We start from the raw sequence: 13,749 nt of genomic DNA on the forward strand, positions 1-13,749 counted from the left end.
TTCAAATATGACCGCTTCGGCGGTCTTTTTTTATGGGTAAAACATAATGACAATGAAGCAAACACAGACCAAACTTTTTAGTTTTGGCGACATAGGTTTGGATTTTAGTGTGGCCTCAAAGAACTTTTTTCCTGATCGTTTTAAAAAAATGCTGGTGTTGGGTTATAACCAACATACAGTAGCTAGCGTTTCCGTATCAGGGAATCAAGTGACGCTGAATTATGGTGTAACACATGGCTATACAGCTGATCGCGTGTTAAAGGTGAACTCTGGGGCATTAGCTGCGATTAATGGTGGTGAGTTTTGGATTGATGCTGTTACAGCAACTTCAGTCACTTTGACCATTGATAGTGCACCGACATCGATTCTAGGTGGGTTTACGACCAAGATTGCTTCACTGGGCTATTCATTGGTTTATGAACAAGGCAATGTGCATGTTTATAAATTTAAAGCGTTGGATGATAGTGACCTATTCTTACGCTTGTGTTTTCAAGATGTCGCAACGAGTCGAAATTGTGTTAGTCCGTGTATAGGGAAATCTTATGATGAGGTAACTGGAGTCATTAATGATCCTTTAGCACTCAATGAAACACGTGCCATAGCGAGCCCGTCCAATGGAGTTAAATGGGAATTCCAACTTTATCCGTCAGCTGATAACTCTTTAACATATAGTCAAGCCTATGCTGGCTTTGGTAAGGCTGTCATGCTCGGCAGTATCTATCATCTTGCACTACTGACCAATTTTGAAACGGGGGGCGGGAGAGTACATGCTATTTTACCGAACGCGACTCATGATTATACCCAGCTTGATTATCCTCTCTTAATTGCAGAAGATTCTGGTGCTTCTAATATCAATACATGGAATTTTGATCAAAATAATTCTGGTCGGGTTTTCATTGGAAACATTCGCTGCATTTTAGATAATTCAACGGTAGCAGCTCCCCCGCAATTGGTTGTAGGGCCCTTAGCAGCACAGTCCTTTTTATCTCCGGTAATAGATGCATTTAATACCACCACTGCTTCTCCAATCCCTATTTATGAATATGCAACATCGCAATTCTTAGGGTTTTGCTATGGGATGTATCTCTGTATGTATAGTAATAACAACAGACCATCCACGGACAAGACTGTTACTCCAGCATATGGGGAAGATATACATGGGGTAAAGCTGTATACGCACTATTTCGGCAATAGCTCATACGTCTATTTCTGTCTGCCGATTGAGGAGATCAAAATTGACTCTTAAACTGTCTAAATTCTTCTGGGGTGGGTACACAGCTAACCCTCAAAAGTTGGTTGAACTGGGCTATAAGGTTGGCATTCTGCCGAAACCTATGATCACCGTGCTGAGTAGCGATCAGGGTTTTGGAGTGGTCAAGGGAACAACAAAAAAACTCGGTCAAAACTACTCACCTGTGCCTGTATGTTGTTTTAAGCGAAGTACTCGGCAGTTGCTTTGGGAAACAGTTTCAAAGCCTGATGGTACTTATTCGTTTCGGAACATTGCCGTAGGAATGGAGTGCTTTGTGGTGGCCTTTGATCCTAATGGGCAATATAACGCAGTCATCTCAGATAAATTGGTGGCCAAATGATTCAACCCTCTTTAAAAGCCAGTCTTGCACAACTCCAAGCACTGGCCACATACCTCGATCAAGGAAGCTCCAATGCTTCCTTTATTTTTTATGATGATACGAAACCCGCCTCGGTCTCAGTGGCAGCCAATAATGCCGCAAAACTGGTAATCCTGACTTTACCTAAACCGTGTTTAAAGACCATGCATGTTGACCGTATCGAGCTCAACCAAACTGATGCTGCAACGGTAACGAAAGCGGGTGTCGCAACCTGGGCACGTTTGATGAATGGTGCAGGTGAAGCCGTTGCAGACTTTACCGTGGGTACAGATATAGAGCTGGCTAATCCTGAACTGGTTTTAGGTAGCACCTTGATGATGAATTCATTGATCCTCAAACCATCTACATAAAAGAGGTGGACATGTGGCGAACTATATTCCACCTGATGCACATTATGTAAATCTCAATTTTAAAGACATTGTAACGGGCTCTACCAATCTTAACTTTGGTGCGGATGAACAAAATCTCGCATCACTTGAAGCCACGATTGATACCACGTTTTTGGCTTTGTTTCAGGCGCTGAGTTTTGATTTCAATGCACTTGAAGCCGAAATTAATGTCTCATTTCACGCAGAGTTTCATGCTGTATCGGGGCAAACAACAACACTTGAAGCAACCATCAATATAGGTTTTATCCCTGAGCTGAAGGTGGTGGGGATTAATGCGTATTGTGCACTTGATGCAGTGATCAATACGTCATTCAATCCTGCCTTTGATGCTTTGTTTGATATTAATCATCAATTGGGTGTTGAGCTGAGATTCAGTGCTGTGTTTGAACACGCAATCACCCAGCTTGGATCAACAGAAATACCGTGGGCGAAGCCAGTTTTAAGGGTGTCAAATGACACCTTTTTTTACGATCGTGGATTGGTGGTGAACTATAGCAGTGACATTGGCTTTGAGCGTGGGCAGACTTTATCTGAATCCATCCATGCGGCGTTTGACCAGGGTGTGAGGCTCAGTTGCAACCAAAGGATACGCTGGCAAGAAAATCTAAAGATTCGGATTGCACGTGATTTGTATTTTGATGAATCGATCAAGCTTCGATTGAATCGTAATCTGACTCATCAGGAGATGATCCGTAAACGCCGCAACATCTCATTTTCACACCAAGTCGCGCATGTCTTTGAAAAGCGTTTTAGCTTTGATTGGGATAAAGGGCTGGAGCTGGTCACACAAGATGAGATCCCTTGGAATAAAGCCAAATCCATTCATTATCGCAAGCATCCCGTTCAGCCATGGCCAGAGCCTGAAATTCCTCAGTATGAAGGGACGGGCGATCTTGAGTTTGTTTGCTTGTGTGATGAACCGGATGCACACAATGTTGAACTCAACTTTGGTGCAGATGATTGCATCCCTGGCATACCGAATCGTAATTGGTGGTACATATTGAATAGTTTATCTGTGACACGCCTAGACAATGGTGTAACGATTGAAGTCTATGACGGGAATTATAGTACCGATCGCAGTTGCTGGTGTTGGTCCTATAGTTTAACGGTACCAGCATCCCAGATTGGCAAACTTGAACCCATCAATGGCCAACCTGTGATTTTAAAAATTATCGTGAATGGTACCGAGCATCAAATGTTGCTTGAGAACCGCCGACGTTCTCGTAAATTTGCTCAAGACACTTATACCTTGATTGGTCGCAGTCAAACCGCGCTGCTTGCGGCACCGACAGCACCTTTACGCTCATTCTTACAAGAGAATGAGCGAACCTCCGTCCAGTTGTGTCAGGCGGAGCTGGATCGCGTATTTAGCGATGCGGTACTGAATTGGCATTTGATTGATGCCCTGGGCTGGATCGTTGAGCGTGAATGCTTAAGTTATTCCAATTTAGCGCCGATGGATGCTATTAAGATTGTGGTTGAAAGTGGCGGTGGGTTTATTTATAGCGAAAAGGGCAGCAATACCCTCACCATTAAACCGCTGTATAAAAAGACCTTTTGGGATGTGTTGTCGATCGCTGAATATGATCGTTTGTTGCCTGAGTCTGCGGTGGTGAGCCAGTCAACTGACTATCAGATCTATCCTGATTACAACGGCATCACACTGACCAATGATCGAAAGGCACTGGTGGCTCAAGTGAAACGCACTGGAACAAGTGCAGACACATTACTACAGCCTGAAAACAATCCACTGTTTAACCATGTCAGCATGGGGGCCTATGGTAAAGCCAAACTTGCCAAAGCCGGGATGGTCGAAACTCATACCTACAGCATGCCGATTTCGCCTGAGGTCGGTGAATGTGTACCAGGAGAAGTGCTTGCCTTCAATACAGAGTGGTGGGGCATTGTAGATAGTGTCAGCGTTTCGTTCAGCCATGCGTTGGTCAATCAAACTGTGAAAGTGGAGCGTGTGAATCGTGAGTAATGCATTACAGCGTTTAATTGATTTACTACCTACGGCTGCAGAGTTTGTAGGAACCATTACCAGCGTGGACCACCCCAATTACAAAGTGTTGGTAGTGGGTGGATCAGGTTTAAACCTTGTTACCAGCTCAACCCGCTACAACTTAGGAGCAACCGTATTTGTATCTGATGGTGAGATCAAACGACTCGCACCATTGGGTGAAGTGATTCAAATCGAAGTTTAAGTTTAAAGAAAGTGATGGCGCTCAATAGAGCGCTTTTTTATTGCCAAAAATTAGGGGGGATTCATGCAAGAGCATGAAAAGAATTTTTTACTTTTGATTGTCCTTGGGGCTTGTATCGGGTTTGCAAAGCTCTTGGTTTCGGATGAAAAGCTTACTTGGCGCTTAGCGATTGGACGAACAATTTTAGGCTCTGCAACATCAACTGTTGCAGGTGCTGCGGTTTTGCAAATACCAGATATCAACCCTTTGGGACTTTTAGCGATTGCATCAGCACTTGGCATTTTGGGAAGTGCGTTTATCGAGTCTTGGCTTAAACGCCAAGCAAACACTTGGAGCATTAAATGAAATTAATTGAAAACTGGAAACAGGCTTGGAAATTCAAGTCAGTACAAGTAGGCGCAGTAAGCGCCTTTTTTTATGCCTTAATTTTGATTTCGGAGCAGTTTTTGAGTGTCTGGAATGTTATTCCACAAGAACTTAAAAATAAAATTCCTGAAAACATGGCAGAGTGGTTGGGGATGTTTGTTGGTGTGGCCATGGTGCTTGCACGATTGAAGAAGCAGCCTGAATTGCACACTGATATTCAACCCTTTGTCACAGTCACAGCAGGCCATAGTAATACTGATCCTGGTGCAGTCAACGGCAAATATAAAGAAGCTGATTTAGTGACTAACTTCCGAAATGCGGTAGCTTTTTATTTACGCGAAGCAGGCATTCAATATAAAACTGATGGGGTGGGCACACTCAACCATAATTTAAATGCAGCAATCAAACTCATTAAAGGTTCAAGTGTTGCTGTTGAATTCCACATGAATGCCGCAGCATCAAAGCAAGCCAATGGTGTTGAAACTATCGCATTACCGAAAGACAAGAAACTGGCTCAGGAGCTATCTAAAGCTGTTGCTGATGCTTTTGGTAGCCGTCTACGTGGTGACAATGGTTGGATTGATCAAAGCCAATCTGCACGAGGGAAGCTCGGATTTATCAGTAATGGCGGTTTAATTGTAGAGCTTGGTTTTATCTCTAACGAAGAAGAATTATTTCAATTCAATGCTCGATATTGGACTGCTGCAAGAGCTGTAGCCAAAGTTCTGATTGAGCATGAGGACGTAGCATGACTGAAGACGTAACACAACCCACTCCCTATTTGGAGTATTGGAGTAGTGGGATGTACTTATTCAAATGTCCTGGCTGCAAGTATTTACACCCATTCCATGTGGGTGGACATCCAAATGGCAGTAAATGGAGTTTTAATGGTGATATAAATAAACCAACATTTACGCCATCATTGCTGGTGAATGATCATCATCTAGCAAGCCGTTGCCATTTATTTTTGACAGATGGAAAGATTCAATTTTTATCTGATTGTCATCATGAATTAGCTGGGCAGACAGTTGATATGATACCAATTGATGTTTAGGGTTTTAACGCTGTGCCTCCTCTTATCAGGCTGCACAGCTCATTCAATTACGACGAATGTGAATGTTGGGATTTGTGTAAAAGCTCTTTAAGTGAGGGCTTTAATACCTATGAGTCCAATTTTTTACTCTTTTTAAAAGGCCTATATCTGCAAAAAAGAAAGGAAATAAATCTCCATAGTACGGAAATGGCACTGCGCCATTAAGATCTGCATTAGGATTATTATTGGTTTCTAATGAAATTTTATTTAGCATTTGATGTATTGGCCTTAGGGTCTGAATTAGATCATTAATTATATATGGTCTAGATTTTTTAATTATGTATTGATACATGAGCAAATCTATAGCCAATAATGGTGATCCATTAAAGTCTAGGTGGTAGGTGAACCCAGTAGCCATAGGGTATTTGGAGTAATGTTTTAGCAGTTCAGCATTAATTTTTTCATTTTTGATATATTTTCTTAAATAACTTTCAGATATCTCCATCCAAGCGTGTATGGGGTGTACTGGGTCAGTTTTATTACTGTTTGTTAGTTTATTTAGATTTTGATATCTAGTCTTCTCAGCATATGTGCTTAAAAAATTAAATAGTTCCTGAGCTTGGTGTGTTTCATCAAGATGTGGAATTTTAGCACCATATTTATTAAAGGCATCTGCGCAATCATTAAAGCTAGTAATCAAATTATGCTTTTTACTTGTTAAAAATGTATAGTTGGGTTTTCGAAAATTATTTGAATACATATATTCGGTAACCAAAGCAATTTTTAAAAACCTTTCCACACCTATACTTAGGTTGAAAAATGAAGAATAAAATAACCCATCTTTATTATCGTAAATATTAGCTTTTACAAGAAATTCTATCCCAGATAGGATGGAGGATTGAGCTAGGTAGCACTCTTGTAGTAGATCATTAAATTCTGAGCTCCCGTATAAAAAATTCACTATTTACTCCTTCCACACATCCATCATATCAGCCCAATCTTGCATCATGTTTTACCTACTAACAACCTTAGCACCTTTCCAAAACTCCCCACCTCTACGCACTAGAAATGAGCTCGCATTACTATCTAGTGTTAGACATTAATTCAATTATTTATAGTCAACATTCCTTCCCAACTAAAATAATCCCTCGTCAGACTTCCACGACTCATGGACCAGCCACGGTTCGGTAATTTACATGGTCCGATCGCAAGCTTCTTATCTCCAAACCTTTCCTTTACACCTTCCATTGCAAGCTGCAGTTTCTCATTTCGTTCTATAGATTCAACATCGCTCAGCAGGTCAGGAATGTAAGCTGCTTTGTTCTCGATACACGTTAAAATCACACCACATTTTTTAAACTCAATACCTTCTTGAAACAGTTCGTTCATTTGCTTCATCACTACTTTGTTCATAACTGCAGCAGAGTCGGTAGGCTCGGCAAAACCAATACTGATTGATTTCTTATAAAACGGTTTATTCTTATCAAATGGATTGGACTCAGCAAAAGCAATCACACAGCCACATAAGCTTTTGTCTTCACGTAGCCGTTTAACAGCTGATTGCAGGTAATCACTCATTGCCTCAGACAAAGATTCTTTATCCGTTACACGTTGGCCAAACGACCTCGATGAGATGATTTGTTTTTTAGCGGGTGGGGCGTGTTCAATCTCTATGCAGGAAATACCTTGCAGCTCGGCTACCGTCTTGGCCATAACAATGGAAAAGAGGTTTTTCATATTGCGCGATTCGGTTCGAGTAAGATCCTGAACGGTATGCACACCCATGGCATGCAGTTTCTTGCTGTGCTGTCGACCAACCCCCCAAATCTCAGATACATCGATTAAACTAAAAAAGTAATCCTTGTGCTTTGGGTCCATTGATACCAAATTGCAGACACCCGAAAAGCGTTTGGCTTTCTTGGCCATATGGTTTGCAATCTTAGCTTCAGTCTTACTTCGACCAATTCCAACAGATACAGGCAAGCCGATCCACTTCGCAATACGTTCACGCATGTCTTGAGCATATTCAGTTAAATCGAATTTATGTTCATATGCTGTGAGATCTAAAAAGCATTCATCGATCGAATAAATCTCATGCTCTCCTGGTGCAACATATTCGGCAAGGATGCTGTGAAAGCGTTTAGACATTTCAGCATAAACTTTATAGTTGCTCGAAAGTACTTCTACATTATGCTTTTCAACTATGTCTTTAATTTGGAATAGGGGAACACCCATTTTAATCCCAAGATCTTTAGCTTCCTGTGAACGTGCAACTGCACAGCCGTCATTGTTTGAAAGCACAATGACCGGTCTATTATTCAACTTTGGATTAAATACACGCTCACAACTGACGTAACAATTGTTCACGTCAATTAAGGCATAGATCTTATTTTCGCTTCTCATCTGAAGCTCTTAAGAACACGGGTAACTACACCCCAAATAATGAACTCTTGTCCTTCACTAAAGTGAATGTCGTCATAGTCTGGATTTTCAGCTTTTAGCCAACACACACCATCATCTTCACACATGAGACGCTTAACGGTGAACTCATTGTCGACCAACGCAATCACGATGTCCCAATGCTTTGCTTCAAGACTACGATCGACGATCAACTCGTCCCCAATATCGATACCAATATTGATGAGAGAAAGTGAATTAACACGCACGATGAACGTAGCAGCTGGATTCTTAATGAGGTGTTCATTCAGATCTAGGGTCTTATCAACATGATCTTGGGCAGGGGAAGGGAAACCCGCTTGCACGCGCTCAGTGGCCAATGGAATAGCCATATGTGTTACTGGATCAACTTGGCGTATATGATCGATTTCAGGATCAGCTTTAGACTTCTTGAGAAAGGCTTTGATTTCTAAAACAGAAGAGTTTGGTACACGGATGAGCGTGGTCAATTCTGAGCGTTTTCGCCCTGCACCGGGTCTCACGCCACCATGGTTATTGATATCATTCATAGCCAAACTTGATTTCTGTAACAGATTTCAAGATTGTAGATTTCGGTCAAAATAAATTCAAATTTAAAAGCTGTGGATAATCAAAGGGCCTTCAAATTAAATTAGGTTGAGCACCATTTTCTGATAAGCGGGATTTAGGGAAGGTGATGTACTCATCCTGCATTTCAAAGAAGAACTCATGCGCCTCTTTAAAACTACAATTCATCCATTCTTCGCGGTATTCATCAGGGATAACGATGATCGAGCGCTTCTCATCTTCAGGCTTATGAAATTGCTTCATGTAGGGATGATTATCGGCATTGATGGTGAGCATACTCATCGATCGGATTTGCTCTCCATCGATGACGGCATTCTCGTATATGGCCGCTACGGTAAAAGGCATACCATCCTCACGCGCAATGCCATACCAGTGAGGTTTCCCATCAATGTATTTGGGTTCAAAGATGGTCTCGACAGGGATTAGGCCAAATTGAGACTTATGCCAAGCCTCCCTAAAACTTGGTTTCTCAGCAACCGTTTCAGTCCTGGCATTGTATGTGTACTTGCCGAAACTCTTTTCCTTTGCCCATTTGGGAATCATCCCAAAATTAACCGATCTCCATTCAATCTTGCCGTCATTGGAAAAGATCAAAGGTGAGGGGAAGTTCGGAAAAATGTCTTCTGGAAACTCCAATTGATCCGGTTCAGGGAGATCTAACAGAAATGCACGATTCTTTCTGATCGCTTCGAAGTTTGCGCACATAGACTTATCCCTGTTTATTCTTTATGATCATCGCACAAATAATAACCCAACCAAGAATAAAAAATGATTTCAAAACAATTTAGGATCGTCAATGGAATACTCGCAGTCATTGGTATTGCTGCATTCATATTTTTCCAGTATCAAATGAGACCAGACAAGATTGGAGGCTTCACGGAAGGCACAGAAGAGTATTACGGCTATCAATACGCACGTGATAACAACCTAAAGTCTGCGGATCAGTGTGATGATGAGAAGGATGATCCTGAAATGAATATTAATGAAAAATTCTTGAAAGGTTGCAGGACGTATTTTGAAAAATAAATACTTTGTACTTGCCATGTTTAGTATGAATGCAAAAGCCATAAAAAGGCATTTGCATTTCAAAGAAAAATTATAGCTATAACGGCTTACATTCCTTTTTCAAAAGTACTATTTTAGTACGAATCATTTTACCATATTCAGTCATATCAATTTGACTCAACTCCACTGAGGCTGACTTGGCATCTAGAGTTTTATTTTTATAATTTAAAAATATGGTTTCAATGTTTCCACCTAGCTGGTCAAAGATATTTGTAAACAACATTAAATCTTCTTTGCTAAAAAGTTTTGTATCTTTTTCAAAATCGCGTACTAGCGCATGATGTAAATTGTTTTGAGATTTAATTTCAGTTAAGTTTTGCAAAAAGGATAAAGAGTAGTCATCGCACCATTTTGAAAACTGAGCAATTTGTTCATTGTCTAAACTATTCAAATCCCTAAATTGATCTGCAAGACTTAATAAACTTTCTATGGTTGAGTTAATGTTTAAGATTGAATTTAGTAGAACCAAGGAGGTTTCTTTCTCTAATTCATATTTTTTTACGAGACGCCAGTCGCTAAATAAGTAAATAGCAATAATCCCTGCAAAGAAAGCTCCAACACCACCTAAAACACTCCCAAATGCTGAAATTTTTGCAGAATCTGCGCCCCCAAAACACTCGACAGTCACAAAAACAAGCATAGAAATTAAATATAAATTTACTGCAAGATAGACCCAAAACTTTGGAGATTTTAATTTCATATTCTTTCCTTAAATCTCAATTCCCAATTTTTTCTCAATAAAGCACTTAACTACAGCCTCAATAGCTGTATCCCCAACTTGCTCAGCTTCTCGACTATCAGCACGAGGACCAACATAAAAAGCAGTCCATCTTGAATACGAACGCACCAAGCTAATTTTTTCTTTTTCGATTAGCTTCCCACATAATTCCCAATCAATCACTGGCACTGATTTTACTTTCATTGCTTTACCGAGAGTATGAGGAAGTTGGTTGGGTGTGTAAGATCTGATACTTTCATATTTTGAATCTGATATGTAGGTTTATGGATATGTACAGAAGTGTGTACATAAAAATTCTATATTTAAAAATAGAATTAATAAACCTTTATTAAACAAAGGATTAAATAACAATCAATTCATATCAAAAATGATAATTGGCTTTTCCACTCAAAAAATCTCCAATGTTTCAAAGTTCAGCAATGGCTATAGAAAACAGTTAACAACCGATCTAGCAGTTTTACTTTACGTAAATATGGCGTAATTATAGCGTATAGCTGTATAAGATTACGGACTTGCATACCCCATTGTCAAAAATTTAAGAATATGGGATCTCAATTTTTTAAGTAAGAGCATATAAGATGTATTAACTTGTGTGATTCATAGACATCATTTCAATATAATGGGTATCTATGAACAGAGAAATTCAACAAAGACTCGTATGGGTTAAATTATTTGAAGAGACCAATGATGCTGGCCTAGTCTGTCGGAGATGTGGCATTTCTAGACCAACATTAGGCAAGTGGTGGAAACGATATTCTGAGCAAGGTATTGATGGATTAAGTAGTCAGAGTAAACGCCCATTACCAGGCGATAGAATTCAAATGGATACCTGTAAACTGGGTCCTGGAATATATCAATACACATCTATCGATGACTGCACACGATATCGCGTTTTAAGGATATATAAACGCCGAACAGTAGCGAATACGCTCGACTTTTTAGACTGCGTAATTGAAGAAATGCCTTTTCCCATACAGCGAATACAGACCGATCGAGGGCGGGAATTCTTTGCTGAAAAAGTACAGAAAAAATTGATGCAGCATGGAATCAAATTGAGGCCAAATAAACCAGGTTCACCTCATTTGGCAAGGTAGAGCATTCTCAAAAGACTAATAAATCTGAGTTCTACGCTACTGTCGATATTAATTCTGAAGATATCCAAGACAAGCTAGCCGAATGGCAGCATTACTATAACTGGATGAGACCAGCACCAGCTTTGAAAGGTAAAACACCGATGGAAAGGTACTTTGAATTATGTGAAGAAACCCCTTTCTCTGATGAGGTCCAGAAGCAATACAACCCATCAAATGAACGGATTCATCACGCCAATTACAAGATGGATTTAGAGATCGCTAAATTGAAACGATCTCTATGAATCACACAATTTAATTCTTTTCAAATAGAAGAAAATCAAGTAAATGCTTCGGGCAAAGAACATTGATGTAGCATAAGAACTATTGAGTAGTAAGAAAACGCGATATAACGCAATCAAGCCTAAAATTTAAAGACTTCGAATAATGGTAAAAGAGGGGGAGGAATAATGGATAAATACTTACTGGTGGCCTTGGTAGTTGGTGCATGCATATTGCTGGTGATTTACACCCAACTTGCACCAACAGGTGGACAGAAAAATTTTAAACAAATCGTACAGCAGGCATTTGGTCGTTATAAAGTGATCGAAAAAAACTACACCATTATGATTTGTGAGATCAACCATCGCAATGAGCCAGAAGAGTTGGTCTTTATTCGTATCGATCCTGCTCAAAAGAAAAATTTACGCATTTCGGGAAGAATGCTGATAGCAACTTATCCCAAAGCACCATCGGTACGTGAAATGCGTAAAGACTTTAAAGACTATGTCACTTAACACTTAGCGTCGACGAGAGCTACTACGGCTGCGACCGCGCGCCATACCGCCAAGAGCATTGAGTACAGCAAGCTTCGTCATACTACCTGAAGCATGCGCATGACAGATGGCAGCAGCGAGAGCATCGGCGGCGTCTTGCTGTGGTTTGATGCTCAGGTTTAGGAGTCTCATCACCATCATTTGTACTTGTTCTTTGTCCGCAGCGCCATAACCGACCACCGACTGTTTAATCTGGCGTGCGGTGTATTCTGCAACTTGTAGGTCAAGGTTGACCAGTGCAGCAATAGCAGCACCACGTGCTTGCCCCAGTTTCAGTGCGGAGTCAGGGTTTTGTGCCATAAATACTTGCTCAACTGCGGCTTCGGTTGGGCCATGAAATTTTACAATACGATCAATCCCTGCAAAAATACGTTTTAGCCGTTCAGGCATATCAGCAGCTTCGGTACGAATGGTGCCAGCATCGACAAAAATTAGTTTTTGACCTTCTTTTTGAATAATACCGTAGCCTGTGAGGCGAGAACCGGGGTCAATACCAATAATTAATGACATGCTTGCCCTTTAAAAAAAATAATATGCCCATATTGTTACATAAGCGTATCAAAAAAGCTTGATGTAGATTGAGCACTTGATTCTTGCACCTTATTCATTTTGTTGAGATTAGATTAATTTTCATGAAATTATTTCTTTTTATATTAGCTGGTGTCATTCTCGAAGTCTTCGTATGGATCGGCGTGGGCGACCTCGTTGGTAGCATGTGGTACGTGTTCTTCTGGTTTATTGCCGCTTTCTTTATTGGTATGAACCTGATTCGTAAGTATTCAGCAGGTTTAATGCCACAAATGCAGCAAATGCAAGCGGGTCAGATGGGTGCAGATCCTGCATTAACAAACAATCTGCCAAAAATCATTGCGGGTTTTCTTTTATTGATTCCTGGCTTGGTGACAGATGTGGTTGCCGTGTTGTTGCTTATTCCAGCAGTACAAAAAGCCATGACGGGCGCGCTAATGAACGTGATGATGAAACGTCAGCAAGCGATGATGGAAAAAATGATGGGTGGCATGATGGGGGATATGAATGGCATGGGCGGTGGTGCTCAAGGTCAAAACCCATTTGCAGATATCATGCGCCAAATGCAAGAAATGCAGCAACAGCAGGGCGGTTCAGCTTATCGTGACTCGAGTATTATTGATGGCGAAGCACGAGAAGTCATGCCAGATGCGAAAAAAATTGAAATGAAAGATGTGAATAAATAATTTCATACCTAATTTTAAAGCCGAGCTTTAATTCGGCTTTTTTTATCTTTATGAAAATGTTTTAAGTGTTTATGATTTAAAATAAATATGGTGGTGTTCTAAAAAGTATGCTGACATTAAATGAAGCCATTATTGATGTAAAAGAAGGTTAAGTCGAAGGCTTTAAAATGGTTTTCAAGCTTTTTGGAGAAATTGC

Annotated in this window: 18 protein-coding genes and 2 pseudogenes; 12 read left to right on the forward strand and 8 right to left on the reverse strand. The window is 40.4% G+C overall.

Annotated features, from left to right (window positions below; genetic code table 11):
- Positions 1 to 46: 46 nt before the first annotated feature.
- The 8 genes from ACG9ZB_RS07465 to ACG9ZB_RS07500 all read left to right on the forward strand — a co-directional run bounded on the left by ACG9ZB_RS07465 (position 47) and on the right by ACG9ZB_RS07500 (position 5,647).
- Positions 47 to 1,246 carry a hypothetical protein gene (locus ACG9ZB_RS07465; RefSeq protein ID WP_419325187.1) on the forward strand — a complete coding sequence of 400 codons (1,200 nt, stop codon included), beginning with the start codon at positions 47 to 49 and terminating at the stop codon, positions 1,244 to 1,246.
- Positions 1,236 to 1,592, forward strand: a complete 357-nt coding sequence (locus ACG9ZB_RS07470; protein ID WP_419325188.1) for a carboxypeptidase regulatory-like domain-containing protein — start codon at positions 1,236 to 1,238, stop codon at positions 1,590 to 1,592. Before ACG9ZB_RS07465 ends, ACG9ZB_RS07470 begins: the two co-directional genes overlap by 11 nt.
- On the forward strand, positions 1,589 to 1,981 hold the full coding sequence (locus ACG9ZB_RS07475; protein WP_419325189.1) for a hypothetical protein: 393 nt from the start codon (positions 1,589 to 1,591) through the stop codon (positions 1,979 to 1,981). Before ACG9ZB_RS07470 ends, ACG9ZB_RS07475 begins: the two co-directional genes overlap by 4 nt.
- A 13-nt stretch (positions 1,982 to 1,994) precedes the next feature.
- Positions 1,995 to 4,004, forward strand: a complete 2,010-nt coding sequence (locus tag ACG9ZB_RS07480; RefSeq protein ID WP_419325190.1) for a hypothetical protein — start codon at positions 1,995 to 1,997, stop codon at positions 4,002 to 4,004.
- Positions 3,997 to 4,227, forward strand: coding sequence for a hypothetical protein (locus ACG9ZB_RS07485; protein ID WP_004980417.1), 231 nt, complete (start codon positions 3,997 to 3,999; stop codon positions 4,225 to 4,227). Before ACG9ZB_RS07480 ends, ACG9ZB_RS07485 begins: the two co-directional genes overlap by 8 nt.
- 63 nt (positions 4,228 to 4,290) lie before the next feature.
- Positions 4,291 to 4,572 carry a holin gene (locus tag ACG9ZB_RS07490; protein WP_419325191.1) on the forward strand — a complete coding sequence of 94 codons (282 nt, stop codon included), beginning with the start codon at positions 4,291 to 4,293 and terminating at the stop codon, positions 4,570 to 4,572.
- The gene (locus tag ACG9ZB_RS07495; RefSeq protein WP_419325192.1) at positions 4,569 to 5,345 is read left to right on the forward strand and encodes an N-acetylmuramoyl-L-alanine amidase; all 777 of its coding nucleotides are present in this window, start codon (positions 4,569 to 4,571) and stop codon (positions 5,343 to 5,345) included. The genes ACG9ZB_RS07490 and ACG9ZB_RS07495 overlap by 4 nt, the downstream gene beginning before the upstream one ends.
- On the forward strand, positions 5,342 to 5,647 hold the full coding sequence (locus tag ACG9ZB_RS07500) for a DUF6527 family protein (protein ID WP_419325193.1): 306 nt from the start codon (positions 5,342 to 5,344) through the stop codon (positions 5,645 to 5,647). The genes ACG9ZB_RS07495 and ACG9ZB_RS07500 overlap by 4 nt, the downstream gene beginning before the upstream one ends.
- 100 nt (positions 5,648 to 5,747) lie before the next feature.
- Here ACG9ZB_RS07500 and ACG9ZB_RS07505 read toward each other — a convergent pair whose 3' ends face one another.
- The 4 genes from ACG9ZB_RS07505 to ACG9ZB_RS07520 all read right to left on the reverse strand — a co-directional run bounded on the left by ACG9ZB_RS07505 (position 5,748) and on the right by ACG9ZB_RS07520 (position 9,334).
- Complete coding sequence (locus ACG9ZB_RS07505) at positions 5,748 to 6,587, reverse strand: hypothetical protein (protein ID WP_419325194.1); 840 nt, start codon at positions 6,585 to 6,587, stop codon at positions 5,748 to 5,750.
- A 143-nt stretch (positions 6,588 to 6,730) separates the two neighbouring features.
- Complete coding sequence (locus ACG9ZB_RS07510) at positions 6,731 to 8,029, reverse strand: Y-family DNA polymerase (RefSeq protein WP_419325195.1); 1,299 nt, start codon at positions 8,027 to 8,029, stop codon at positions 6,731 to 6,733.
- Positions 8,026 to 8,592, reverse strand: a complete 567-nt coding sequence (locus ACG9ZB_RS07515; protein ID WP_419325196.1) for a LexA family protein — start codon at positions 8,590 to 8,592, stop codon at positions 8,026 to 8,028. Before ACG9ZB_RS07515 ends, ACG9ZB_RS07510 begins: the two co-directional genes overlap by 4 nt.
- Positions 8,593 to 8,683: 91 nt before the next feature.
- Positions 8,684 to 9,334, reverse strand: a complete 651-nt coding sequence (locus ACG9ZB_RS07520; protein WP_419325197.1) for an SOS response-associated peptidase family protein — start codon at positions 9,332 to 9,334, stop codon at positions 8,684 to 8,686.
- Between the two features lie 63 nt (positions 9,335 to 9,397).
- On the opposite strand from ACG9ZB_RS07520, the gene ACG9ZB_RS07525 reads away from it, so the two are divergent.
- Positions 9,398 to 9,655 carry a hypothetical protein gene (locus ACG9ZB_RS07525; RefSeq protein WP_419325198.1) on the forward strand — a complete coding sequence of 86 codons (258 nt, stop codon included), beginning with the start codon at positions 9,398 to 9,400 and terminating at the stop codon, positions 9,653 to 9,655.
- Between the two features lie 76 nt (positions 9,656 to 9,731).
- On the opposite strand, the gene ACG9ZB_RS07530 is transcribed toward ACG9ZB_RS07525, so the two are convergent.
- On the reverse strand, positions 9,732 to 10,394 hold the full coding sequence (locus tag ACG9ZB_RS07530; protein WP_419325199.1) for a hypothetical protein: 663 nt from the start codon (positions 10,392 to 10,394) through the stop codon (positions 9,732 to 9,734).
- 9 nt (positions 10,395 to 10,403) lie between these two features.
- On the reverse strand, positions 10,404 to 10,616 hold the full coding sequence (locus ACG9ZB_RS07535) for a phage protein NinX family protein (protein WP_419325200.1): 213 nt from the start codon (positions 10,614 to 10,616) through the stop codon (positions 10,404 to 10,406).
- A gap of 446 nt (positions 10,617 to 11,062) precedes the next feature.
- Here ACG9ZB_RS07535 and ACG9ZB_RS07540 point away from each other — a divergent pair.
- Together ACG9ZB_RS07540 and ACG9ZB_RS07545 are read left to right on the forward strand one after the other, a co-directional pair.
- Positions 11,063 to 11,808 (forward strand): annotated as a pseudogene (locus ACG9ZB_RS07540) (DDE-type integrase/transposase/recombinase).
- 165 nt (positions 11,809 to 11,973) lie between these two features.
- Complete coding sequence (locus ACG9ZB_RS07545) at positions 11,974 to 12,300, forward strand: hypothetical protein (protein ID WP_419325201.1); 327 nt, start codon at positions 11,974 to 11,976, stop codon at positions 12,298 to 12,300.
- A 3-nt stretch (positions 12,301 to 12,303) separates the two neighbouring features.
- On the opposite strand, the gene ruvC is transcribed toward ACG9ZB_RS07545, so the two are convergent.
- The gene (gene ruvC, locus ACG9ZB_RS07550) at positions 12,304 to 12,849 is read right to left on the reverse strand and encodes a crossover junction endodeoxyribonuclease RuvC (protein ID WP_004984936.1); all 546 of its coding nucleotides are present in this window, start codon (positions 12,847 to 12,849) and stop codon (positions 12,304 to 12,306) included.
- Between the two features lie 122 nt (positions 12,850 to 12,971).
- On the opposite strand from ruvC, the gene ACG9ZB_RS07555 reads away from it, so the two are divergent.
- Positions 12,972 to 13,553 (forward strand): FxsA family protein, encoded by a 582-nt coding sequence (locus ACG9ZB_RS07555; RefSeq protein WP_419325202.1) that lies wholly within the window; start codon positions 12,972 to 12,974, stop codon positions 13,551 to 13,553.
- Between the two features lie 116 nt (positions 13,554 to 13,669).
- On the opposite strand, the pseudogene ACG9ZB_RS07560 reads toward ACG9ZB_RS07555, so the two are convergent.
- A pseudogene (locus ACG9ZB_RS07560) lies at positions 13,670 to 13,749 on the reverse strand (IS1 family transposase); the annotation flags it as partial.

It is taken from the genome of Acinetobacter johnsonii (assembly GCF_048551975.1).
In the GTDB taxonomy this organism is placed as follows: Bacteria; Pseudomonadota; Gammaproteobacteria; order Pseudomonadales; family Moraxellaceae; genus Acinetobacter; species Acinetobacter johnsonii_A.

Excerpts from the sequence above, each read along its gene's own strand:
- ACG9ZB_RS07465 (WP_419325187.1), top strand. The coding sequence starts at position 47 with ATGACAATGAAGCAAACACAGACCAAACTTTTTAGTTTTGGCGACATA.
- ACG9ZB_RS07475 (WP_419325189.1), top strand. The coding sequence starts at position 1,589 with ATGATTCAACCCTCTTTAAAAGCCAGTCTTGCACAACTCCAAGCACTG.
- ACG9ZB_RS07490 (WP_419325191.1), top strand. The coding sequence starts at position 4,291 with ATGCAAGAGCATGAAAAGAATTTTTTACTTTTGATTGTCCTTGGGGCT.
- ACG9ZB_RS07495 (WP_419325192.1), top strand. The coding sequence starts at position 4,569 with ATGAAATTAATTGAAAACTGGAAACAGGCTTGGAAATTCAAGTCAGTA.
- ACG9ZB_RS07500 (WP_419325193.1), top strand. The coding sequence starts at position 5,342 with ATGACTGAAGACGTAACACAACCCACTCCCTATTTGGAGTATTGGAGT.
- ACG9ZB_RS07510 (WP_419325195.1), bottom strand. The coding sequence starts at position 8,029 with ATGAGAAGCGAAAATAAGATCTATGCCTTAATTGACGTGAACAATTGT.
- ACG9ZB_RS07515 (WP_419325196.1), bottom strand. The coding sequence starts at position 8,592 with ATGAATGATATCAATAACCATGGTGGCGTGAGACCCGGTGCAGGGCGA.
- ACG9ZB_RS07520 (WP_419325197.1), bottom strand. The coding sequence starts at position 9,334 with ATGTGCGCAAACTTCGAAGCGATCAGAAAGAATCGTGCATTTCTGTTA.
- ACG9ZB_RS07525 (WP_419325198.1), top strand. The coding sequence starts at position 9,398 with ATGATTTCAAAACAATTTAGGATCGTCAATGGAATACTCGCAGTCATT.
- ACG9ZB_RS07530 (WP_419325199.1), bottom strand. The coding sequence starts at position 10,394 with ATGAAATTAAAATCTCCAAAGTTTTGGGTCTATCTTGCAGTAAATTTA.
- ACG9ZB_RS07535 (WP_419325200.1), bottom strand. The coding sequence starts at position 10,616 with ATGAAAGTAAAATCAGTGCCAGTGATTGATTGGGAATTATGTGGGAAG.
- ACG9ZB_RS07545 (WP_419325201.1), top strand. The coding sequence starts at position 11,974 with ATGGATAAATACTTACTGGTGGCCTTGGTAGTTGGTGCATGCATATTG.
- ruvC (WP_004984936.1), bottom strand. The coding sequence starts at position 12,849 with ATGTCATTAATTATTGGTATTGACCCCGGTTCTCGCCTCACAGGCTAC.
- ACG9ZB_RS07555 (WP_419325202.1), top strand. The coding sequence starts at position 12,972 with ATGAAATTATTTCTTTTTATATTAGCTGGTGTCATTCTCGAAGTCTTC.